Source organism: Pseudodonghicola sp., from assembly GCF_048268305.1.
Taxonomy (GTDB): Bacteria; Pseudomonadota; Alphaproteobacteria; order Rhodobacterales; family Rhodobacteraceae; genus Pseudodonghicola.
Genome location: NZ_JBLWVT010000006.1, coordinates 266907 through 287857, shown reverse-complemented (window position 1 = coordinate 287857; position 20951 = coordinate 266907). Strand labels below are relative to the sequence as shown.

At 65.0% G+C, this 20951-nt stretch carries 19 protein-coding genes and 1 tRNA gene; 8 read left to right on the top strand and 12 right to left on the bottom strand.

The features are described 5' to 3' along the window. Positions 1–34 precede the first annotated feature (34 nt). On the bottom strand, positions 35–742 hold the full coding sequence (locus ACN0V4_RS13475; protein WP_417676901.1) for a helix-turn-helix transcriptional regulator: 708 nt from the start codon (positions 740–742) through the stop codon (positions 35–37). A gap of 89 nt (positions 743–831) precedes the next feature. Between ACN0V4_RS13475 and ACN0V4_RS13470 the strand changes: the two genes are divergently transcribed. Then, positions 832–1455: a glutathione S-transferase family protein gene (locus ACN0V4_RS13470; RefSeq protein WP_417676899.1), complete on the top strand. Its 624-nt coding sequence runs from the start codon at positions 832–834 to the stop codon at positions 1453–1455. A 157-nt stretch (positions 1456–1612) separates the two neighbouring features. Here ACN0V4_RS13470 and acnA read toward each other — a convergent pair whose 3' ends face one another. Further along, positions 1613–4363: an aconitate hydratase AcnA gene (acnA, locus tag ACN0V4_RS13465; protein ID WP_417676897.1), complete on the bottom strand. Its 2751-nt coding sequence runs from the start codon at positions 4361–4363 to the stop codon at positions 1613–1615. 312 nt (positions 4364–4675) lie between these two features. On the opposite strand from acnA, the gene ACN0V4_RS13460 reads away from it, so the two are divergent. Beyond that, the gene (locus ACN0V4_RS13460; protein WP_417676895.1) at positions 4676–5305 is read left to right on the top strand and encodes a DUF1223 domain-containing protein; all 630 of its coding nucleotides are present in this window, start codon (positions 4676–4678) and stop codon (positions 5303–5305) included. Between the two features lie 17 nt (positions 5306–5322). Here the strand turns inward: ACN0V4_RS13460 and ACN0V4_RS13455 are convergent, their stop codons facing one another. The 5 genes from ACN0V4_RS13455 to ACN0V4_RS13435 all read right to left on the bottom strand — a co-directional run bounded on the left by ACN0V4_RS13455 (position 5323) and on the right by ACN0V4_RS13435 (position 10377). Next, positions 5323–6270 carry a lysophospholipid acyltransferase family protein gene (locus tag ACN0V4_RS13455; RefSeq protein WP_417676893.1) on the bottom strand — a complete coding sequence of 316 codons (948 nt, stop codon included), beginning with the start codon at positions 6268–6270 and terminating at the stop codon, positions 5323–5325. Between the two features lie 21 nt (positions 6271–6291). Beyond that, the gene (locus ACN0V4_RS13450) at positions 6292–7161 is read right to left on the bottom strand and encodes a DMT family transporter (protein ID WP_417676891.1); all 870 of its coding nucleotides are present in this window, start codon (positions 7159–7161) and stop codon (positions 6292–6294) included. 201 nt (positions 7162–7362) lie between these two features. Further along, positions 7363–7518, bottom strand: coding sequence for a hypothetical protein (locus tag ACN0V4_RS13445; RefSeq protein WP_417676889.1), 156 nt, complete (start codon positions 7516–7518; stop codon positions 7363–7365). Between the two features lie 125 nt (positions 7519–7643). Then, the gene (gene purB, locus ACN0V4_RS13440) at positions 7644–8948 is read right to left on the bottom strand and encodes an adenylosuccinate lyase (RefSeq protein WP_417676887.1); all 1305 of its coding nucleotides are present in this window, start codon (positions 8946–8948) and stop codon (positions 7644–7646) included. A gap of 205 nt (positions 8949–9153) precedes the next feature. Continuing rightward, on the bottom strand, positions 9154–10377 hold the full coding sequence (locus ACN0V4_RS13435; RefSeq protein ID WP_417676885.1) for an alpha/beta fold hydrolase: 1224 nt from the start codon (positions 10375–10377) through the stop codon (positions 9154–9156). 84 nt (positions 10378–10461) lie between these two features. On the opposite strand from ACN0V4_RS13435, the gene ACN0V4_RS13430 reads away from it, so the two are divergent. Further along, positions 10462–11352, top strand: coding sequence for an endonuclease/exonuclease/phosphatase family protein (locus ACN0V4_RS13430; RefSeq protein WP_417676883.1), 891 nt, complete (start codon positions 10462–10464; stop codon positions 11350–11352). Positions 11353–11408: 56 nt separating this feature from the next. Next, positions 11409–12179, top strand: a complete 771-nt coding sequence (locus ACN0V4_RS13425) for a heme-dependent oxidative N-demethylase family protein (protein WP_417676995.1) — start codon at positions 11409–11411, stop codon at positions 12177–12179. Between the two features lie 12 nt (positions 12180–12191). Here the strand turns inward: ACN0V4_RS13425 and ACN0V4_RS13420 are convergent, their stop codons facing one another. The 4 genes from ACN0V4_RS13420 to ACN0V4_RS13405 form a co-directional block, all read right to left on the bottom strand. Next, the gene (locus tag ACN0V4_RS13420; protein WP_417676881.1) at positions 12192–13070 is read right to left on the bottom strand and encodes a hypothetical protein; all 879 of its coding nucleotides are present in this window, start codon (positions 13068–13070) and stop codon (positions 12192–12194) included. Positions 13071–13259: 189 nt separating this feature from the next. Further along, a complete protein-coding gene (locus ACN0V4_RS13415) occupies positions 13260–14051 on the bottom strand; it encodes a lytic murein transglycosylase (protein WP_417676879.1) in 792 nt (263 codons plus the stop codon). Positions 14052–14304: 253 nt separating this feature from the next. Continuing rightward, complete coding sequence (glnA, locus tag ACN0V4_RS13410; RefSeq protein WP_417676877.1) at positions 14305–15711, bottom strand: type I glutamate--ammonia ligase; 1407 nt, start codon at positions 15709–15711, stop codon at positions 14305–14307. 42 nt (positions 15712–15753) lie between these two features. Then, entirely contained in the window at positions 15754–16092 is a 339-nt protein-coding gene (locus ACN0V4_RS13405; protein ID WP_028094450.1) for a P-II family nitrogen regulator, read from the bottom strand. A 166-nt stretch (positions 16093–16258) separates the two neighbouring features. Between ACN0V4_RS13405 and ACN0V4_RS13400 the strand changes: the two genes are divergently transcribed. Then, a complete protein-coding gene (locus ACN0V4_RS13400) occupies positions 16259–17833 on the top strand; it encodes an NAD(P)H-hydrate dehydratase (protein WP_417676875.1) in 1575 nt (524 codons plus the stop codon). Positions 17834–17981: 148 nt separating this feature from the next. Next, positions 17982–18066, top strand: a tRNA-Leu gene (locus tag ACN0V4_RS13395). A gap of 270 nt (positions 18067–18336) precedes the next feature. Here ACN0V4_RS13395 and ACN0V4_RS13390 read toward each other — a convergent pair. Further along, positions 18337–18837 (bottom strand): MarR family winged helix-turn-helix transcriptional regulator, encoded by a 501-nt coding sequence (locus ACN0V4_RS13390; RefSeq protein WP_417676873.1) that lies wholly within the window; start codon positions 18835–18837, stop codon positions 18337–18339. Positions 18838–19061: 224 nt separating this feature from the next. Between ACN0V4_RS13390 and ectA the strand changes: the two genes are divergently transcribed. After that, positions 19062–19595, top strand: coding sequence for a diaminobutyrate acetyltransferase (ectA, locus tag ACN0V4_RS13385; protein WP_417676871.1), 534 nt, complete (start codon positions 19062–19064; stop codon positions 19593–19595). 60 nt (positions 19596–19655) lie between these two features. Further along, on the top strand, positions 19656–20948 hold the full coding sequence (gene ectB / locus ACN0V4_RS13380) for a diaminobutyrate--2-oxoglutarate transaminase (protein ID WP_417676869.1): 1293 nt from the start codon (positions 19656–19658) through the stop codon (positions 20946–20948). Positions 20949–20951 lie beyond the last annotated feature (3 nt).

Here is a 20951-nt window from a genome sequence, read left to right as displayed (position 1 = left end):
CGCCCGGAGGCATTCACGGCGGCGATCCACGGTGTCAGTCGCGCTGTGCCATCTCGTGGTGCCGGGCGCGCAGCCGGGCCACGAACTGCCGCAGCAGCGGCACCCGGCGCGGCCGGAAGCTGTCGCCGCTGCGCCGGGCGTCGAGGATCGAGCCGATCTTGAACTGGCGGAAGTCCTGCCTGAGGCAGCACCAGCTCAGCAGCATCACCACATTGTCGAGATAGGCCAGCGCCAGCGGGTAGATGCACCGCGTGGTGATCGCGCCGGCATTGTCCCGATAGGTGATCTCCAGCGCCTCCTCGGCCCAGCTTGCCTCGCGCAGGAGGGTCATGTCGACGGCGGCGGCGGCGGGCTGGGCGAAGCGGTGCACCAGGTTGATCGCCTGCACCGCCTGCCTTTGCTGGCGTTCGGGCAGGGTGGCGGTGATCTTGATCAGCGCGTCGGCGGCGGCGCCGGCCAGGGCCGCATCGCCGCGCGCCTCGACCTCGGAGAGGCCGAGCACCAGCGCCTCGATCTCGAGCTGGGTGAAGGTTTGCGGCGGCAGCGCCGGATCCTCGGTCATCGTATAGCCCAGGCCCGCCGCCCCCTCGATCCGGGCGCCGGCCGCGCGCAGCGCCTCGATATCGCGGTAGATGGTGCGCTCCGAGACCTCCATTGCCGCGGCCAGCCGTGCGGCGGTGACCGGCGGGCTGAGGCCCCGGATCAGATGCAGCAGACGGAACAGACGGTCGGATTTTGCCATGGGGCCAGCATCACGGATCGCTCTTGACGGATTCTGTCAGGAGGAATCTGCCATATCCGGGGCATCGACACTAGCCAAGGAAAACGACGATGCCGATCCTCTATCATTCCCCGATGAGCCGTTCGACCCGGGTCATTACCCAGCTGATGCTGATGGACAAGCTCGATGCTGTCGATATCCGCCTTGTCACCATTCCGCGCCTGGATGGCTCGGGCGCGCGCGATGCCGCCAATCCGCATCCCGAGGGCAAGGTGCCCTATCTGATCACCGACAGCGGTGAGGCGGTGCGCGAATCCGCCGCCATCATGCTCTATCTCGACGAGATTTTCGGCTATCCGCTTGGGGTGGCACCGGGGCAGCCCGGGCGCGGCGCGCTGCTGTCCTGGATGGTCTATTACGGCGGCGTGGTGGAGCCGGCGCTGGTCTGCAGCATGGCCGGGGTGGACCATCCGGCCATGACCGCCACCTTCCGCGGCCTGACGGAGGTCGGCGCGCAGATTGCGGCGGGGTTGGGGGAGGCACCCTTCCTGCTTGGGGATCGCTTCACCATCGCAGATCTGATCATGGCCTCGGCCTTCCAATGGGCGGCGCCGGAGTACACCCCGGATGTGCCTGTGGTGCGTGACTGGGTGGCGCGGGTGGTGGCGCAGGTCGGCACCGTGCCGATCATGGAGTATGAGACCCGCGCGCAGGCGGAGCTGGCGGCGCGCTGAGGGGGAGAGGGACAGGGGGCTGTCTGCCCCCTCTTGGGCCTTTGGCCCAATTCACCCCCGACCGTATTTGCGCCGAGAAGAAGACCTCAGCGCCCCAGAACGTGAAAAGCCCCGCGAGATGGCGGGGCTTTCCTGTTTCTGACCTGTCGGGCCGGTCTTACGACTTGGCCAGGTTGCGCAGCACGTAGTGCAGCACGCCGCCGTTCTTCAGGTATTCGATCTCCACCTCGGTATCGATCCGGGCCTTGAGCTGGATCGTCTTGGTGGTGCCGTCCTTGTACTCGATGGTGCAGGGCACCAAGCTCAGCGGTTTGATGTCGCCTTCGAGACCTTCGATGGTGACCACCTCGTCGCCGGTCAGGCCCAGCGTCTTGCGGGTGTCGCCGGCGGTGAACTCGAAGGGAATGACGCCCATGCCGATCAGGTTCGAGCGGTGGATCCGCTCAAAGCTCTCGGCGATCACGCCCTTGACGCCCAAGAGGTTGGTGCCCTTGGCCGCCCAGTCCCGCGAGGAGCCGGCGCCGTATTCGATGCCGCCGAAGATCACCAGGGGCGTGCCCGCCGCCTGATATTCCATCGAGGCGTCGAAGATCGTCGTCTGTTCACCATTCGGGCCCTTGGTATAGCCGCCCTCGACACCATCCAGCATCTCGTTCTTGATGCGGATGTTGGCGAAGGTGCCGCGCATCATGACTTCGTGGTTGCCGCGGCGCGAGCCGTAGCTGTTGAAGTCCTTCGGCGCGACCTGGCGCTCGGTCAGGTACTTGCCGGCCGGGGTGGTCGGCTTGAACGAGCCCGCGGGGCTGATGTGGTCGGTGGTGATCATGTCGCCCAGCACGGCCAGCACGCGGGCCGAGGTGATGTTCGAGATCACGCCCGGTTCTTTGGACATGCCGCGGAAGTAGGGCGGGTTCTGGATATAGGTCGACTGTGCCGGCCAATCGTAGGTTTCCCCTTCCGAGGTCTCCACGCCCTGCCATTTCTCGTCGCCCTTGAAGACGTCGGCGTATTTCGCCTGGAACGCCTCGCGGGTGACGACCTTTTCCACCAGCTCGGCGATTTCGGCGTCGGTCGGCCAGATGTCCTTGAGATAGACGTCCTTGCCCTCCGGCGTCTGCGCCAGCGGTTCGGTGGTCAGGTCGATGTTCATGTCACCGGCCAGCGCATAGGCGACCACCAGCGGCGGCGAGGCCAGGTAGTTGGCGCGCACATCGGGGCTGATCCGGCCTTCGAAGTTGCGGTTGCCCGAGAGCACCGCGGTGGCGATCAGATCGTTGTCGTTGATCGCCTTCGAGATTTCCGGTTGCAGCGGGCCGGAGTTGCCGATGCAGGTGGTGCAGCCGAAACCGACGATGTTGAAGCCGATGGCGTCCAGATCGTCCTGCAGGTTGGCCGCGGCCAGGTATTCCTGAACCACTTGCGAGCCCGGCGCCAGCGAGGTCTTGACCCAGGGCTTGCGGTTCAGACCCAGCGCGCGCGCCTTGCGCGCCACCAGACCGGCACCGATCAGTACATAGGGGTTCGAGGTGTTGGTGCAGGAGGTGATCGAGGCGATCACCACCGAGCCGTCGTGCAGTTTGTAGTCCTCGCCATCGACGGCGGCGGATTTGCAGATGTCGACCGGCTTGGTGTTGACATTGCCTTCCTCGACCATGTCCGAGGCGGCGGCGGAGATGTCGATGCCACGGTAGTCGGCGACGACCTTCGTGAAGGCACGCGAGGCGGTGGTCAGCGGCAGATAGTCCTGCGGGCGTTTCGGGCCGGAGATCGCCGGCACGATGGAGCCCATGTCGAGTTCCAGCGTCGAGGAATAGACCGGCGCGTAATCGGCGGCGCGCCAGAAGCCGTTTTCCTTGGCATAGGCTTCGACCAGGGCGATACGGTCCTCGTCGCGGCCGGTCTGGCGCAGGTAACGCAGGGTTTCGGCGTCGACCGGGAAGAAGCCGCAGGTGGCGCCGTATTCGGGGGCCATGTTGGCGATGGTGGCGCGTTGCGCCAGCGGCAGGTTGTCGAGGCCCGGGCCGTAGAATTCGACGAATTTGCCGACCACGCCGTGCTTGCGCAGCATTTCGACGACCTTCAGCACCAGGTCGGTGCCGGTGGTGCCTTCGACCATCTTGCCGGTCAGCTTGAAGCCCACGACCTCGGGGATCAGCATCGAGATCGGCTGGCCCAGCATCGCGGCCTCGGCCTCGATGCCACCCACACCCCAGCCCAGAACGGCAGCGCCGTTCACCATGGTGGTGTGGCTGTCGGTGCCGACCAGAGTGTCGGGATAGGCGACCATGTCGCCGTTCTGGTCCTTGTCGGTCCAGACGGTCTGGGCCAGGTATTCCAGGTTCACCTGGTGGCAGATGCCGGTGCCGGGCGGGACCACGCGGAAGTTTTCAAAGGCGCCCTGGCCCCATTTCAGGAACTGGTAGCGCTCCATGTTGCGCTCGTATTCCAGGTCCACGTTCTTCTGGAAGGCGCGCGGGTTGCCGAATTCGTCGATCATGACCGAGTGGTCGATGACCAGGTCGACGGGAACCAGCGGGTTGATCTTCTCGGCGTCGCCGCCAAGGGCCTTGATGCCGTCGCGCATGGCGGCGAGGTCGACCACGGCGGGAACGCCGGTGAAGTCCTGCATCAGCACGCGGGCCGGGCGATAGGCGATCTCGCGCGGGTTCTTGCCGCCTTTTTGCGCCCATTCGGCGAAGGCTTTGATGTCATCGACCGAGACGGTGAAGCCGCCGTCTTCGAACCGCAGCATGTTTTCCAGAACGACCTTCAGCGAAGCCGGCAGCTTCGAGAAATCGCCCAGGCCGGCTTCGGTCGCCGCGGGGATCGAGTAATAAGAAATGGATTGACCGTTCACGCTCAGCGTCTTGCGTGTCTTGGCTGTATCCTGTCCGACGGTGATAGGCATTCTGGCCTCCCTCAGAGAGTCGTGGAAAACGGGAATTCGCTGGCTGCGTTCTGCATCAGGAGGCCCTGGCATTCAATAGTGATCATCGGGGCTGCGGCGTTTTTGTATACCATTGCACACAGTTTTTTCGATCTGCCGTCCAGCTCGCAGCGGTTTCAAGAAACATTGATTGGTTCTTGCGCGTCGGCATGGCTACATCTTAACAGAGCGACAGGGGGAATTGCTGAGCCAATGATACGCTTTACCGCGAGTCTGATCGCGTTCTTGATTGCTTTTGCCGCGCCTTTGAGCGCGCAGGAGAAGAGCGGACCCGTGGTGGTGGAACTCTTTACCTCCCAGGGGTGTTCGTCCTGTCCGCCGGCCGACAGGCTGTTGCAGCAGCTCACCGGGCGCGAGGATGTGCTGCCGCTGGCGCTGCATGTGGATTACTGGGATTACATCGGCTGGGAAGACACCTTTGCCGAACCGCTCTTCACCGCGCGGCAGAAGGGCTATGCCCGGACTGCGGGGCGCAAGATGATCTATACCCCGCAGATCATCGTGATGGGGCAGGAGGATGTCGTCGGCGCCCATGCGATGGATCTGGCCGAGCTGATCATGGGCCATATGCACCGGCCGGCGCAACTGGCGATCACCGCCGAGGCGAGCGCCGGCGCGGTGCAGGTGCGGCTGCGGCCGATCATGCTGCCCCCCGGCGTCTATGACGTGCAACTGGTGCGTTATACCCCGGTGCATCACGTGCAGATCGCCCGGGGCGAGAACGCCGGGCAAAGTCTCGATTACGTCAATGTGGTCGACGGCTGGCAGATCCTGGGCCGCTGGGACGGCACTTCCGAGGCGAGCTTTCAGGGCGTGCTGGATGGCGATCGGCCGGGGGCGGTGCTGGTGCAGCGCGAAGGGTTCGGGCCGATCGTCGGCGCCGCGCGGGTGAGCCGCCAGTAACGATCGGGGCGGATGGATCAGCCCTTGGGCTGGGCGGCCTCGTCGGCGGCGGCGGCGGCCTGTTCGGCGCGTTCCGGCAGATAGGGCTTCCAGCGGCGGTGGATCCAGAACCACTGTTCCATATGGTCGCGCACCAAGGTTTCCAGATCGTCGTTGACCGCCTGCATCATGGTGACCGGATCGCTGTGGCGGATCGGATCGTGCATCACGATGTCGAAATCCAGCCCGTTGGGGCGGCGGATCGCATAGGTCGGGATCAGCGCGGCGTTGTACTTGAGCGCCAGCTCGGCCGGCACCAGCGAGGTGACGGCGGGTTCGCCGAAAAAGTCGATATTCTCGCCGCCATGGGCATGCAGGTCGCTGACGATGGCGATGACGCCGCCGCCCTTGAGATAGCGCACCATCTCCATCATGCCGCGGCGGCCCTGTTCGAACATCGGGGTGCCGACGCTGAGCATCGCCTTGACGTAATGGTCGTTGAAATAGGGGTTGGCCATTCGGCGATAGAGCGCGCCCAGCGGGTGGCCGCGGCCGATCAGATTGGCGCGGGCGGCGTCGTAATTGCCGAAATGCCCGGTGATCAGGATCACCGGCCGCCCCTCGGCGCGGGCGGCCTCGAACAGGGGAACACCGGGGCCCTTGAGCGGCGCGCGGCGCGCGCGTTCGGCAAAGGCCCGGCCGGAATAGAATTCCATCGCCGCCCGACCCACGTTGTCGGGCACGGCCCGGCACAGCCGCGCCACCTCGGCCTCGGGCAGATCGGGCATGACCAGCTTCAGGTTGTCGCGGATCCGCTTGGTCCAGCCGACCAAAGGCGCCACCCGGCTGACCAGCCAGCCCATCGTCGGGATGCGCCAGCGATAGGGGATCAGCCGCACAACCCCGATCACCCCGCGCAGAAACAGGTTCGAGACGTAGTATTGCGCGCGCTCTGAGGCGGTGAGGGTCGAGGGATCTGCAGGCATATGTGGTCGGCTTCGGTCTGGTTAGCTGCGATAGGTTTCGCGATGCCACACATAGAGCCCGGCCCCGGCGATCACAAGCGTGCCGCACAGCGTCCAGATATCGGGCCGCTCTCCGAACAGCACCACCCCCCAGATCGTGGCGAAGATCAGCCCGCAATAGGCATAGGGCGCCAGCATGGCGGCCTCGCCCGAGGAAAAGGCGCGGATCAGCAACAACTGGCCGAAGGTGCCGAAACAGGTGATCGCCCCGATCAGCATCCAGGCGGTCAGGTCCGGGGTTTGCCAGTGAAACGGGATCAGCAGGCTGAAGACCAGCGTTCCCACCACGCCGGTGTAGAAGAGCGAGGTCCAGGGATCCTCGTCGGGGCCAAGCCGGCGGGTCAGCAACGCGTAGCCGGAATAGCAGCAGGCGGCGCCGAGCGGCAGCAGGGCGGACATGTTGAAGATCTCGCCGCCGGGGCGGATGATGATCATCGCGCCGACCATCGCGGCGGCGATCCCGGCAATCCGGCGCGGCCCCAGCTTTTCGCCCAGAAACAGGGCGGCGCCCAGGGTGATCAGCACCGGGTTGGTGTTCATCAGCGGCGCCGCGGCGTTCAGCGGCAGCACGCTCAGGGCGCTGAAATAGAAGATCGTCGCGCCCATCAGCAGGCAGGAGCGCAGGATCTGCTGCACCGGGTAGCGGGTTCGCGCCACCAGGTGGACGCGAGGCGCCACCAGGATCAGCACGAAGATCATCTGCCCGGCGTAGCGTGCCCAGAGCCCGCCCAGCACGCCGATCCGCGGCGCCACCGCCTTGGCGCTGGCGTCCATCAGCGAGAAAAACAGCGTTGCGCCGATCATCAGCAGGATGGCGCGGTTGCGCACGCGCAGCGTCTCGGCGGGCGTCATGCGAGGCCAGCTCTGGCCGGAGACGGGGCAGGGCGGCAGGGCGCGCGCGAGGCGGCCGAAGGGGGCGAAACGGCGATCATGCCTGAGGTGATAGGCGGGAAGCCGCGCTCCTGTCCATCAGACAATAGATGCTGCGATCACAAATCCACCGCCTCCGGGGCGCGACGCTGTCCCGGCTGCCTGCACGCAGGGCGAAATGGCCTAGCTGTTGGCCTTCGGGACGCAGGCCGACTTGGCGGCGTCCCAGGTCGTGCCCGCCGCGCAGCTTTGCGCCTGCTCATGGGCGGCACAGCTTGCGAAAGACAGCGCAGGGAGGAGACAAAGCGCAAGGCTGGCAAGTGCGGTCTTGATCATCATCTGGGAAACTCCTGTCGAAACTGGTCACATGACCTAAGGTAACCCATCTTGGCCCGTCCCCAAAGAAAAACCGCGCCGCCGGGCGGGGCCGGGGCGCGGTTTGCGTGCCGGATGACCGGCTTGGCTTATTCGCCGAAGACGCGCTTGAAGATCGTGTCGACGTGCTTGGTGTGGTATTCCATGTCGAACTTCGCGTTGATCCCGTCGACGCCCAGGGCCGCGACGACATCCTTGTCAGCCAGCAGCTGTTCGCGGAAATCGACGCGATCCTCCCAGACCTTGAGCGCGTTGCGCTGCACCATCGTATAGGCATCCTCGCGCGATACGCCGGCCTGGGTCAGCGCCAGAAGCACCCGCTGCGACATTACGAGGCCCGGGAACTTGTTCATGTTATCCAACATGTTGTCGGGGAAAATCAACATCTTCTCGACCACGCCCGCAAGCCGGTTCAGCGCGAAGTCGAGCGTGATCGTCGCATCCGGGCCGATGCCGCGTTCGACCGAGGAGTGCGAGATGTCGCGTTCATGCCAGAGCGCCACGTTCTCCATCGCCGGGATCACCGCCATGCGCACCAGGCGGGCGAGGCCGGTGAGGTTTTCGGTCAGCACCGGGTTCTTCTTGTGCGGCATCGCCGAGGAGCCCTTTTGCCCCATGGAGAAGAATTCGGCGCCTTCCAGCACTTCGGTGCGCTGCATGTGGCGGATCTCGATGGCGACGTTCTCGATCGAGGAGGCGATGACGCCGAGGGTGGCGAAGAACATCGCGTGGCGGTCGCGCGGGATCACCTGGGTCGAGATCGGCTCGGGGCGCAGCCCCATCTTCTCGCAGACATGTTCCTCGACCGCCGGGTCGATATTGGCGAAGGTGCCGACCGCGCCCGAGATGGCGCCGGTGGCAATTTCCCATTTGGCCTTTTCCAGCCGGTTCTTGTTGCGGTCCATCTCGGCATAGAAGCGCGCGAAGGTCAGCCCCATGGTGGTGGGCTCGGCATGGATGCCGTGGGAGCGGCCGACGCGCACGGTGTATTTGTGCTCGAGCGCGCGGGTCTTGAGCGCGGCGAGCACCTTGTCGAGATCGGCCAGCAAGATGTCGGTGGCGCGCACCAGCTGCACGTTCAGGGTGGTGTCGAGCACGTCGGAAGAGGTCATGCCCTGATGCACGAAGCGGGCCTCTTCACTCCCCACATGTTCGGCCAGATGGGTCAGGAAGGCGATCACATCGTGCTTGGTCACCGCCTCGATCTCGTCGATGCGGGCGACGTCGAATGCGACATCCTTGGCCTTCCAGACCGCCTCGGCATTCTCCTTCGGGATCACCCCCAGCGCGGCCTGGGCGTCGCAGGCATGGGCCTCGATCTCGTACCAGATCTTGAACTTGGTCTCGGGCGACCAGATGGCGACCATTTCAGGGCGGGAATAGCGGGGGATCATGGGCAGCGTGACCTTTTCGTGCGGGGACGGTATGGCCGCGTCATAAACCGATGGCGCCGCCGCGACAAGCGGCAGGCTGGGCCATGGGGGCTCTGCCCCCGTCTCCTGCGGAGCCTCCCCCGGGATATTTGCCGCCAGGTCGAAGGGGGCGGCGCGTGAGCACCTCTGCCCGGCGGGGCATCGCCGGGCAGAGGGGGCCGGGCTCTCAGCCCTCGGCGGGGGCCAGGGTGGTCTCCACCGCCGCGCCATGGGTGAGGGTGCGGTGCACCGGGCATTTGTCGGCGATCTCGACCAGCTTTGCGCGCTGGGCCTCGTCCAGATCGCCGGTCAGGCGCAGCACCCGGGTAAAGCGGTCGATCTGCGCCGGCTGGCCGCTGGCGGCATCCTCGGCATGCACCTTGGCATGGGAGATATCGACGCTGACGCCCGCGAGTGGCCAGCCCTTGCGACGGGCGTACATGCGGATCGTCATCGAGGTGCAGGCGCCGAGACCGGCGGCGATCAGCCCATAGGGCGACAGGCCCCGGTTGCTGCCCCCGACCGACAGCGGCTCGTCGGCCAGCAGATGGTGATCGGGGCCGGATTGCACATCCTGCAGGAAGCCGTCAGGGGCGGCCTCGGTCACCCGCACGATCCCTTCGGGGGTGCCCGTCGGGGCGGCGGGGGCGTGAAGACCCAGATAGCGGCTCGACCAGGCGGCGATCACCTCGGCGGCATATTCGGCATCCTCGGGGCGGCTGATCATGTGATCGGCGGTATCGAGGGTGACGAAGCTCTTGGGATGTTTCTTGGCGAGGAAGATCCGGGTCGCGTTGTCGATGCCGACCACATCGTCCAGCGGCGCATGCATGACCAAGAGCGCCGCCTTCATCCGATGCAGCGCCGCGTCAAGCTTGCTGGCCTGGATATCCTCGATGAAGCTTCGGGTGATGCGAAAGCTTCGCCCGTCAAGTTCAACCTCTGCCTCGCCTTTTTGGCGAATTTCGGGCAGGGCGTCGCGGATCAGATGGGTGATGTGTTCGGGATCGTATGGCGCCCCCAGCGTCACCACCGCCGTGACCGAGGCCAGGTCCGGCGCGGCGAGGATCGCCGCCGCCCCGCCCAGGGAATGGCCGATCAGAAGCTGCGGCGCCAGTCCGCGCGAGGCCAGGTAAGCGGCGGCGGCCTTCAGATCCGCGACGTTCGAGCTGAAGCCGGCATTGGCGAACTCGCCCGCGGAATGGCCGAGGCCGGTGAAATCGAAGCGCAGCACCGCGATGCCCATGGCCGCCAGTCGCGCGGCAATCCGCCGGGCGGCGGGAATATCCTTGGAACAGGTAAAACAATGCGCGAAAAGCGCAGTGGCCAGCGGCGGTCCCTCGGGCAGATCAAGCCGGGCGGCAAGCTCAGCGCCGGTATGGCCGGGGAAGGTGATGCGTTCTGAGGGCATGGGCGGTCCTTTCGGTCGGTTCCCCTAAGGCTGGGCACTTACGGCGGGGTTATCAACCCTTGGCGAGCGGAAGGAGCAGGCGGGATGCGGATCTTGCGTGGGATCGGAACGGCATTGGCGGGGGCCGGTGTGGTGGCGGTGGTCTTGGGATATGGCGGCGCGCTGCATCCGGCCTTGGATGCCTGGACGGTGTTCCGGGTGCCGCTGGCGCTGATGGTGATCCTGCTGCTGCTGCTCCTGCGGCGGCCGCTCTGGGGCGTTTTGCCGCTGGTCGCGTTGATGGCGGCGGTGGTGGCGCCGCGATTCTGGGCGCTCTGGCGCCCGGAGGTGGAGCCTTCGGTCGGCGCGCATGAGGTTGTGCTCTATCAGAAGAATTTGCTGTTCCGTCTCGCCACACCCGATCTGGTGGTCGCCGATATCCGCGCCCGCCGCCCGGATGTGGTCACGGTCCAGGAGGTCTCGCGCCCCAATCAAGCGGTGCTGACGGCGCTGCGGGAGGAGTTCCCGGCGCAGAACTTCTGTGATTATCGCGAGGTCGGCGGGCCGGCGGTGCTGTCGCACTGGCCGATGGTGCCGGGCAGCGCGATCTGCGGTCCGGGGTTGGCGGCGATGCAGGTGCAGGCGCCCTGGGGGATGATCTGGGCGATCTCGATCCATCTGCGCTGGCCCTGGCCGTTTCCACAGCCGGGACAGATCGGCCTGATCGAGCCGCTGCTGCACGAGATGTCGGGCGCCAAGGTGATCGGCGGCGATTTCAACAATGTCGCCTGGTCCGAAGGCGTGGCCCGGATCGCCCGGGCGAGCGACACGCAGAGGATCGGCCGCGAGGCGGCGACCTTCTCCCTTCCGCATGGCGGGCTGGGGGTGGGGATCGACCATATCCTCGCCACCGGCGGCGAGGGGCGCATCACCGTGCTTGGCCGCCTGGGCTCTGATCACCACGGTCTTTTGGGGCGGATTTTTCTCGCCCCCTGAGGCGGTGCGACATGTTTTTCGCCGACAGCGCCGAGTCGGGCTGCTATGGCGGTGGTATGAGCGAGATTCTGCAGAAGAAAATTCCCTATGACGTCACCAGCCTGCGCCGCCTGCCGGGCATCCAGCCGCTGCCGGTGGCGGAATGGCTGATCCGGGATGACGCCTTTGCCGGCCAGATGGCGCGGCGGGATGAATTGGTGGCGACACGGCGCGAGGCGGTGATCGTGCTGGACGACGGCGCCCGGGCCGCGGCGCTGGAGCTGCTGGAGCTGCTGTTGGCGACCGCCTATCCCGAGGCCGGGGCCGGCGCGGAGACTGTCACCCGTCCGGATGCGGTGGTGGTGCCGATCGACCGCGACGATCCGATGGGGACCATCGGGCGGTTGGCGCAGGAGGATTTCCTGATCCTGCAACGCCCCGAAGGCTGTGACGAACATGTGTTGACCGCGGCGGTCCTGTGCTTTCCGGCGAGCTGGACATTGGCTGAAAAGTTCATGACGCCACTGACGCGCATTCACGTGCCGGTGCCGGATTACGACGACAATATCGCCGCCCGGGTGCAGCGTTTGTTCGACGGGGTCCAGGTGGATCGGCCGCTTTGGCGGTTCAACGCTCTTTGGTACAATGATCCCGAATTGTTCCAGCCGCGGCTGGAGCGCGATCGCCGACCGCATCGGACGGCGCCGGGGAATGGCTATTTCCGCAGCGAGCGTCAGACCGTGCGGCGGTTGCCGGAAACCCGGGCGGTGGTGTTCAGCGTGCATACCTTTGTCGTCGCCCGCGCCGATATGCCGCCCGAGACTTGGCCGCAGCCGATCGCCGACTGAGGCGCTGAGGCATCACCCCGGCAGGCGGGAGACGACGTCGGCCAGCAGGCCCGAGCTGGTCAGCGAGATGCAGCCGGCGGTCAGGGCCGCGACCTGGGAGGTCAGCCGAACATCCTCTCCCCGGAGCAGGTTGAGGATCGCCAGCCCGGCCGCCACCGGCAGCGACACGAAGACCAGGAGCGCCGTCAGCCCCCAGGCCGCCAGCCGCTGAACTTCGGTGGGTTGCGGTGGCCGTCCGATCGCCACGCCCGGCCCGGCGCGAAAGGCCATCGCCAGCGCCTCTTCGGGGCTCAGCGGCGGCAGGCCGTCCTCGACACTGGCGAGGAGCTGGTTCTGCAACGTCTCGGCCTGCTGCGACAGGTTGCCGGCCATCTTGTCCACCGGTTCGAAAAGCTGCGCCTTGGGGCTATAGCGCAACCGGCGCGCCGCGACCCGACGCGGCCAGGCAGAGGCGAAGACGCCGAGGAAATCCTCGACGCCCACCTGGATCTCGGGATCCATCCATTCGATCTGATGCGCCGGATAGGTCTCGCACATGCGATAGAGCATCATCACCAGCAGCTGTTCCGAGATCTCGACATCCTCGCCTGTCCCCGAGACCGGGCAAAGCTCAAGCGTTATCCGTTTCAGCGCCACCTTGTGGATCAGCGCCTGCAACTCGGGGCTGGGGTGGACCAGGGCGCCGGCATAGGGCTGCGGGTCGAGGCGCAGCGTCAACCCATAGCCGGCGGTCACGATCCGCAGCCGGCCGTCGGGCAGCCGGCTTTGCCGTTCAACCGGCTGGCGGTAGTCTCCGAAAGTCGCCGCGGCGATCTGGCTCAGTCGATCCAGCGCGCCATCGGGGGCTTCGAAAAAGACCAATCCGCCGTGATACCGGCAGTTCTGTTGCACAGCGGGAGACCTCCGTTGTCTTCGCTTCTTTAGTAAAATTATTGGGGAATTGCGGAGGAAATATGTCCGAAACCGGAGGAGTCCGGGGCAGCGGCGCGAAGGGACCGGGCTGGAACCGCTGTGAGGCAGGCCTGAAAACGCCGGGTAAACCTGTGGTTGCACTGCGGGGAATGTGGCGAAACTGTGGCCTCAGCCATCAATCCGCGCCGCCATCAGGGCGATTGCCTGCTGATAGACGCTGGCCGCGTTCCACTGGCCGATCACCGCGAAATTGGGCTCTCCCGGCTGATAGCCGCGGCCGGGCTGCCACCCCTTCTGGCGCAGGAAATTCGCGGTCGAGGCCAGCGCGTCGGAGATGTCATAAAAGTCGATCCGTCCGTCGCCATTGCCGTCCACCCCATAGGCCAGCGCATTTCCGGGCAGGAACTGGGTATGTCCCAGTTCACCATGCCGGGCGCCCAGGGTGGCGGCGGTGATCTCGCCCCGGTCAACCAGGGTCAGCGCGGCAATTGCATGCGGGGTGAAGAAATCGGATCGCCGGCAATCATAGGCGAGCGTGGTGATCGCCGAGACCACCGGGCTGTCGCCCATGAAGCGCCCGAAACCGGTTTCCATGCCGTGGAGGGTGATCAGCACCCCGGCGGGCACGCCATAGGTCCGTTCCAGCGCCGCATAGAAGGCCGGGTTGCGCGCCTTGCGCTTGCGTCCCTCGGCGACGATGGCATTGGCGCCGCGCAGCTCCATGAATTTCTCCAGGCTGTAGCGAAAGCTCTTCTGGTTGCGGTCTGCGGCGATGGTGCGGCTGGCATAGCCGGCCTGTGCCAGCGCCTGCAGGCCGCGCGCGCCCACCCCGGCGCGGCGCGCCTCGGTCGCGAAAGCGGTCTTCCAGGCGGTGAAGCCGGCGCCGGAATTGCCGCAAGGCGCGGCGCCCAGGGCGGCGGGCAGCAGGGTCAGAAGGCAGGCGAGGGCAAGGCGTTTCATCAGGGCAACAGCGTTGGAGCAATGCGCCGAGCTTGCCCGTGGCGCGCCCGGCTGGCAACCGCCAAAGCGCGCGCCCGGCTCGCGCAGCTCTTCAGCCTTTTTCTAGCTGAAAATATCCCGGGGAGGACGCGGGCAGCGCCCGCGGCCGGGGCGGAGCCCCCTGTGCGGCCAGCCGCATCTGCTGCCGCCTGCCGTTTCTCGCAACGAAAAAGGGCGCCCCGAGGGACGCCCTTCCGCTGTGATCGGCAGTCGATCAGCAGCTGTAGTACATGCCGTATTCGACCGGGTGCGGAGTGTGCTCGTAGGTCTGCACCTCTTCCATCTTGAGCGCGATATAGCCCTCGATCTGGTCTTTGGTGAAGACGTCGCCCTGCAGCAGGAAGTCGTGATCGTTGGCCAGGCATTCCAGAGCCTCACGCAGCGAGCCGCAGACGGTCGGGATGTCGGCCAGTTCTTCGGCGGGCAGGTCGTAGAGGTTCTTGTCCATGGCTTCGCCCGGATCGATCTTGTTCTTGATCCCGTCGAGGCCAGCCATCAGCAGGGCTGCGAAGGCCAGGTAGGGGTTCGCCGAGGGATCGGGGAAGCGGGCTTCGACGCGCTTGGCCTTCGGGCTTTCGGTCCACGGAATACGGACGCAGCCAGAGCGGTTGCGGGCCGAATAGGCGCGCAGAACCGGAGCTTCAAAGCCCGGGATCAGACGCTTGTAGGAGTTGGTGCCCGGGTTGGTGAAGGCGTTCAGCGTCTTGGCATGCTTCAGGATGCCGCCGATGAAATACAGCGCCTCGTCCGACAGATCGGCGTATTTGTCGCCAGCGAACAGCGGCTTGCCGTCTTTCCAGATCGACATGTTCACGTGCATGCCCGAGCCGTTGTCGCCATAGATCGGCTTCGGCATGAAGGTCGCCGATTTGCCATAGGCGTGGGCCACGTTGTGGATCACGTACTTGTACTTCTGGATGTTGTCGGCCTGTTCGGTCAGGGTGCCGAAAATCAGCCCCAGCTCGTGCTGGCAGGACGCCACTTCGTGGTGGTGCTTGTCGACCTTCATGCCCATGCGCTTCATGGTCGACAGCATTTCCGAACGCAGATCCTGGGCTTCATCCACCGGGTTCACCGGGAAATAGCCGCCCTTGACGCCCGGACGATGGCCCATGTTGCCCATCTCGTAATCGGTGTCGGTGTTCCAGGCAGCGTCGGTGGCGTCAACCTCGTAGGACACCTTGTTCATGGTGTTCGAGTATTTGACGTTGTCGAACAGGAAGAACTCGGCTTCCGGGCCGCAGTAGAAGGCGTCACCGATGCCGGAGGACTTCAGATAGGCCTCGGCCTTCACCGCGGTGCCGCGCGGGTCGCGCTCATAGGCCTCGCCGGTGTCGGGTTCGACCACCGAGCAATGGATGCAGATCGTCTTCTCGGCATAGAAGGGGTCGATATAGACGCTTTCGGTGTCGGGCATCAGCTTCATGTCGGAAGCTTCGATCGACTTCCAGCCGGCGATCGAGGAACCGTCGAACATGAAGCCTTCTTCAAGGAAGTCCTCGTCAACCAGATCCGCCACCACGGTAACGTGCTGCAACTTGCCGCGCGGGTCCGTGAAACGGATGTCGACGTAGGCGACCTCCTCCTCTTTGATCAACTGGAGAACTGCATCCTTGCTCATTCTGCAATGTCCTTTTCTGTAGGGTCGTTCTTTGGGTGTGGATTACAGCGCGTCCGAGCCGGACTCGCCGGTCCGGATGCGGATCGCCTGTTCGACGGTACTGACGAAGATCTTCCCGTCGCCGATTTTATCCGTTTTGGCTGCCGCGATGATGGCGTCGATGGCGGCGTCGACCTGATCGTCGTCAAGCACGACCTCGATCTTCACCTTGGGCAGGAAATCCACCACGTACTCTGCGCCGCGATAGAGTTCGGTATGCCCCTTCTGACGACCGAAGCCCTTGACCTCAATCACGCTCAGACCCTGGACGCCGACGTCCTGAAGAGCCTCTTTCACCTCGTCCAGTTTGAACGGCTTGATGATCGCTTCGATCTTTTTCATCGACGAACTCCTCGCAACCTTGTCTCGGGGGGGCAGATCACTTCTAAATGACAGCGACAATGCGATAGCGTCGCGGGGTCAAGGGCCAAATGGGCGAAAATGGGTGTGAGATTACTTTTTGAGCAGTTTGCTCAAAAAGTAATCTATATTAAAACGCTGAGGAAACATGACCGAACTGCTGACCGCTGCCCAAATGCGCGCCATTGAACAGGCGGCGATCCGGTCCGGCGAGGTGACCGGGCTGGAACTGATGGAGCGCGCCGGGCAGGGCGTGGTGGAGGCCGTGTTGGAGGAATGGCCGGAGCTGGCGGCCGCGCCCGGGCGGGCCGTGGTGCTCTGTGGGCCCGGCAACAACGGCGGCGATGGATTCGTGGTGGCGCGCCTGCTGAAGGCGCGCGGCTGGGAGGTGGAGGTGTTTCTCTACGGTGATCCGGCGAAACTGCCACCGGATGCCTGTACCAATTATGAACAGTGGTCGGAATTGGGGGAGGTTGCGGTACGCGGGATCAACTCGCCTCCGGTGACGGACGATCGCTTTCAGCTCGACGAAGACGTTGATCTCCTCGTCGACGCCCTATTCGGCACGGGGCTGACACGCCCGTTCGGTGGTCTCTTCTCTGTGTTGGCCATGCCTGGCGCATCAGGGCTTCTTGCGGACAAGGGTGTGCGGGTCGTGGCGGTGGATATGCCGACAGGGCTCTGCTCCGATAGCGGAAAGCCCCTTGGTCCCGTGCTTCGCGCGGATCTCACCGTGAGTTTTCATACGGAAAAACTGGGCCACCGGCTGGCGGACGGCCCGTCGCTCTGTGGCAAGGTCGTGGTCAAGAGTATCGGGCTGGAGGCGGGCGTCGGCCCGAAGGCTGTGGCGTCGGGCGAGGTGGTCCGATTGCTCGACCGTGGCGGGCTAAGCGGATTGGACAAGCGCGCGGGGGCGCACAAATACGCCCACGGCCACGCCCTGATCCTGTCGGGCGGCGCCGGCCACACCGGGGCGGCGCGTCTGGCGGCACGCGGGGCGCTCAGGATCGGCGCCGGGCTGGTGACGCTGGGGGTGCCGCAATCCGCGATGGAGGAGGTTGCCGGCCGGATCACCGCGCTGATGATGGTGGAAGTCGCGGATTTCACCGCATTAAACGCGGTCCTGCAGGACCGCCGGCGGAATGCGCTTTGCCTTGGTCCGGGGATGGGGGTGACGGAACATTCCCGCGCCTTGGTTGAGGTGGCTCTGGCCGCGCAGCGGGCGGTGGTGCTCGACGCCGATGCGTTGACGCTGGTGGCTCGGGACGCGACCCTCTTCGATGCCTTGCACGACAATTGCGTGCTCACCCCCCATGGCGGCGAATTCGCCCGGTTGTTTCCGGATATCGCCGAAAAGCTCGCCGCTTCCGCGACCGAGGGCCCGGCCTACTCCAAGGTGGATGCGGCGCGGGACGCGGCGAAACGGGCGGGCTGCGTGGTGCTGTTCAAGGGCGCCGATACGGTCATCGCCACCCCCGACGGAGGTTGTGCGGTGAACTCGGCGGCCTATGAGCGTGCCGCGCCCTGGCTGGCGACGGCGGGCTCGGGCGATGTGCTGGCGGGCTTCATCGCCGGGCTGCTGGCGCGTGGTTTCCCTCCCTCCAGGGCTGCCGAAACTGCCGCCTGGCTGCATGTCGAATGCGCCCGCAGCTACGGCCCGGGCCTGATCGCCGAGGATATCCCCGAATGCCTGCCGCAGGTCTTCCGCACTCTGGGCCTGTGACCTGGTCCTGTGATCTGGTCCCGTGACGGCCGGCGCCACCTGCCGGGCCGGGGCGGGAAAACTGTGCGGGCGAGCTCGGTGATTTTCCCTCGCATCGCGGCGAGAGCTTTGCTATGACGCGCAACACGCGCGGCCCGGGCCGCCGAGTGCGGGTGTGGCGGAATTGGTAGACGCACCAGATTTAGGTTCTGGCGCCGCAAGGCGTGGGGGTTCAAGTCCCTTCACCCGCACCACATTGATTTCAAGAGATAAAATCAGGAATTCCGTCGTCTGACTTCGCGTTCCGCGCGGTGTTTTGGCACTTTCACATCTCGTTTCCGTTCCCGGGCAGTCTGAGCCGGTTTCGAACTCGCTTTGCGGTTCGCCTGCGCGCTATTTCTGGGCGATCGCAAGAGTTTCGTGGGCCGGATCGGGGAGCTGCCATTCCCCGCGCTGAGCCTGAGGCCGCCTCTGCGTCACCGGGGGCATTGTGGCGCCACGGACGAGCCGGCATTCTCGTGTGGCTAGTCGGGCTTTCTCGTGCCCTGGATCTCACCCATCGTCAGGACCGGCGAGGCGTCGATATGCTGAGCGTCCAGCATGTCGGCGACACGTTCAAGGGAGGCGATCAACTGGGCCTGCTCCCAGTTCTCCAATCGTGAAAAGGCGCGGGCATAGCGCTGTTGAAGCGCGTCGGGTGCATCTTGCAGCTTGCCGCGACCTTGCTCCGTAACCACCACATTGGTCTGACGTCGATCCAGCTCGGAGGGCATGCGCGCGACAAGCTCGCGCGCCACCAGCTTGTCGACCAGCGCCGTCACCGTGGCCTGGCTCACCCCCATCTGGGTGGCCAGAGCCTTGGGGGTGGTGCTGGTCTTCTCGCCGACGATCTGCAGCACCCGCAACTGTGCCGGCGTTAGTCCGACGCTATGGGCGAGATCGCGGGCGTATAGCTCGGTGGCGCGCAGGATGCGTCGCAGCGCAATCAGGCTGTCGTCGATTCTGTTGTCTGAGGTCGTGGTCATGGTCGCCATCATCGCACGAAGGGCAGGGGTGCCGCAATTTGTCGATAATGCTTCAATATACTAATAAAATTCTTGGATGAACTTCGGTTGGGTTGAGGGAAAAATAGCTAATTTATTGGGTTTTTCGCCAGTCTCCGCCCATGATTTTGAGAAGTTGCTTTACATTTCGAAGCATATATGGGAGTAATCCGCTTAGCAAATCTAACTAAATAGAGGTGCGACCGATGCCGAAAGACAGTGACGACCCCCGAACGCCCATGCCCCGTCTGCGCAAACCTGTTGCGGCGGATGGGGTGGCAATCTGGGAGCTGGTGAAAGCCTGCAAGCCCCTCGACGAGAACTCGCTCTACTGCAATCTGATCCAGGCCGAACATTTCCGCGACACCTGCGTGTTGGCCGAGATCGGTGGCGATGTCGTGGGCTGGGTTTCCGGCCATATGATCCCGGGGCGGGGGGAGCTGTTCGTCTGGCAGGTGGCCGTCAGCCCCAAAGCGCGCGGGATCGGGCTTGGCCGGGCGATGCTTCTCGATCTGATTAAGCGCGATGCCTGCGGTGGTGCCACCCATCTGAAAACGACAATCACCCGGGATAACGCTGCTTCCTGGGCCCTGTTCCGCGGCTTTGCCCGCGGCATTGGTGCTGCGGTGTCGGAGGCACCGCATTTCGAACGTGACGCGCATTTCGAGGGCCGTCACGACACCGAGCACATGGTGACGATCGCACTGCCGGACGCCAAGGCGCTGGCCCGCGTCGCCTGAAATCCTCCCCTAATCCTTCCTGAAACCCTTCCTTGGGGCCTCGCCCCGAAAGGATATTCCATGCCCAAGACCATGACAGATGCCACCTCCATTTTCGATTGCCGCGAGAGCGCGGCGCGCTCCTATTGCCGCAACCTGCCCGCGATGTTCGCAACCGCGAGAGGCTCTGAGCTGACCGACGAGAACGGCCGCACCTGGATTGACTTCCTCGCCGGCTGCTCCTCGCTCAACTATGGCCATAACGACCCGGACATGAAGGCGGCGCTTATCGAACATGTCGCGGGGGACGGGATCGCCCATGGGCTCGACCTGCATACCGACACCAAGGCCGCCTTCCTTGATGCCTTCGACCGCCACATTCTGGCGCCGCGCGGTATGGATCATCGGGTGATGTTCACCGGCCCCACCGGCGCCAATGCGGTCGAGGCCGCCATGAAGATCGCCCGCAAGGTGACCGGGCGCAGCAATATCATCGCCTTCACCAACGGTTTTCACGGGGTCACGGCGGGAGCGCTGGCGGCGACCGGCAACAGCTATCACCGCGCGGGTGCCGGCATGGCGCTGAACGGTGTCACGCGGATGCCCTATGACGGGTATTTCGGTGCGGCCACCGATACCGCCAATTACCTTGAGGCGATGCTGAAGGACAGTTCCGGCGGCATTGATGCGCCGGCTGCGATCTTGCTGGAGACCGTGCAGGGCGAAGGCGGGCTCAACGTGGCCAGCCAGGCATGGGTCAAGCGGATCGCCAAGCTGGCAAAAGACCATGGCGCGCTTTTGATCGTCGATGATATTCAGGCCGGCTGCGGCCGTTGCGGCACGTTTTTCTCGTTTGACGGGATGGGTATCGTGCCGGACATCGTGACCATGGCGAAATCGCTTTCGGGGTTCGGCTTGCCGATGGCCATGGTGCTGGTGCGGTCCGAGCATGACGTGCTTGGCCCGGCAGAGCATAACGGCACCTTCCGGGGCAACACCCATGCCTTCGTCACGGCCCGGGTCGCGATCGAGAAATTCTGGTCTGACGATCGGTTCCGCGACGAACTGGCGGACAAGGCCGAGCTGCTTCATGGCGCGCTGGCCGATCTCGCCGCCATGGTGCCCGAGGGCAAGCTCAAGGGGCGCGGATTGATGCGGGGGGTCGATGTCGGCTCGGGGGAACTGGCCGCGGCGATCTGCGCCCGCGCCTATGATCTGGGGCTCGTGATCGAGACCTCGGGCAACGAGGGGCAGGTGGTCAAGGTGCTCGCGCCGTTGACCACATCAGACGAAATGCTGCGCAAGGGCTTCGGCATTCTCATGGATGCCGCAGGCGATGTGCTGGCGGAACCGAACAAAATTGCAGCGGAGTAAGAC

Coding starts and splice junctions, on each gene's coding strand:
- ACN0V4_RS13445 (WP_417676889.1), bottom strand. CDS start 7,518: ATGATGATCAAGACCGCACTTGCCAGCCTTGCGCTTTGTCTCCTCCCT.
- ACN0V4_RS13450 (WP_417676891.1), bottom strand. CDS start 7,161: ATGACGCCCGCCGAGACGCTGCGCGTGCGCAACCGCGCCATCCTGCTG.
- ACN0V4_RS13390 (WP_417676873.1), bottom strand. CDS start 18,837: ATGACCACGACCTCAGACAACAGAATCGACGACAGCCTGATTGCGCTG.
- ACN0V4_RS13475 (WP_417676901.1), bottom strand. CDS start 742: ATGGCAAAATCCGACCGTCTGTTCCGTCTGCTGCATCTGATCCGGGGC.
- ACN0V4_RS13435 (WP_417676885.1), bottom strand. CDS start 10,377: ATGCCCTCAGAACGCATCACCTTCCCCGGCCATACCGGCGCTGAGCTT.
- ACN0V4_RS13400 (WP_417676875.1), top strand. CDS start 16,259: ATGACCGAACTGCTGACCGCTGCCCAAATGCGCGCCATTGAACAGGCG.
- ACN0V4_RS13415 (WP_417676879.1), bottom strand. CDS start 14,051: ATGAAACGCCTTGCCCTCGCCTGCCTTCTGACCCTGCTGCCCGCCGCC.
- purB (WP_417676887.1), bottom strand. CDS start 8,948: ATGATCCCCCGCTATTCCCGCCCTGAAATGGTCGCCATCTGGTCGCCC.
- ACN0V4_RS13455 (WP_417676893.1), bottom strand. CDS start 6,270: ATGCCTGCAGATCCCTCGACCCTCACCGCCTCAGAGCGCGCGCAATAC.
- ACN0V4_RS13425 (WP_417676995.1), top strand. CDS start 11,409: ATGAGCGAGATTCTGCAGAAGAAAATTCCCTATGACGTCACCAGCCTG.
- ACN0V4_RS13470 (WP_417676899.1), top strand. CDS start 832: ATGCCGATCCTCTATCATTCCCCGATGAGCCGTTCGACCCGGGTCATT.
- ectA (WP_417676871.1), top strand. CDS start 19,062: ATGCCGAAAGACAGTGACGACCCCCGAACGCCCATGCCCCGTCTGCGC.
- ectB (WP_417676869.1), top strand. CDS start 19,656: ATGCCCAAGACCATGACAGATGCCACCTCCATTTTCGATTGCCGCGAG.
- glnA (WP_417676877.1), bottom strand. CDS start 15,711: ATGAGCAAGGATGCAGTTCTCCAGTTGATCAAAGAGGAGGAGGTCGCC.
- ACN0V4_RS13430 (WP_417676883.1), top strand. CDS start 10,462: ATGCGGATCTTGCGTGGGATCGGAACGGCATTGGCGGGGGCCGGTGTG.
- acnA (WP_417676897.1), bottom strand. CDS start 4,363: ATGCCTATCACCGTCGGACAGGATACAGCCAAGACACGCAAGACGCTG.
- ACN0V4_RS13405 (WP_028094450.1), bottom strand. CDS start 16,092: ATGAAAAAGATCGAAGCGATCATCAAGCCGTTCAAACTGGACGAGGTG.